Here is a 608-nt window from a genome sequence, read left to right as displayed (position 1 = left end):
GGCTATGATCCGCGCCAAGGCAATTGAAGCAAGACAGACAGTTGGCAATGACACGATCACGGGCTTCAATACCGCCGACACTTACACTGGCGGCCGTGGCGACGACGCCATCAATGGCGGTGCTGGTGATGACACCTATGTCTACGCACGCGGCGACGGCAACGACACGATCACCGAAGCCAACTGGAGCGGCTATAACGACAAGCTGGTCCTCACCAATATCAATCCGGCTGATGTGAGCCTCACATATGCCGGAACGGATCTGACAATTTCAATCGCTGAAAGTGCCCCCGGTGCGGGCGATGCAGGTTCGATCAAACTGGTTGCCACTCTGATACAGGATGATGGTCGTGGAGTAGAGAACATCGTCTTTGCCGATGGCACAACATGGAATGCGGCTATGATCCGCGCCAAGGCAATTGAAGCAAGACAGACAGTTGGCAATGACACGATCACGGGCTTCAATGCCGCCGAGACCTACACCGGCGGCCTTGGCAACGACGTGGTCAATGGCGGCGGCGGTGATGACACCTACGTCTATGCCCGCGGCGACGGCAACGACACGATCACCGAAGCCAACTGGAGCGGCTATAACGACAAGCTGGTCT

General features: G+C 56.9%; 1 protein-coding gene. It reads left to right on the top strand.

Translation table 11 applies throughout. The features are described from left to right. Nucleotides 1-608, top strand: a 608-nt coding sequence (locus E8M78_RS23650; protein ID WP_281405083.1) for a calcium-binding protein, incomplete at both ends; no start/stop codon positions are given.

This window comes from Rhizobium sp. FKY42 (assembly GCF_005222835.1).
Lineage (GTDB): Bacteria > Pseudomonadota > Alphaproteobacteria > Rhizobiales > Rhizobiaceae > Neorhizobium.
This window is presented reverse-complemented; position numbering and strand designations above follow the sequence as displayed.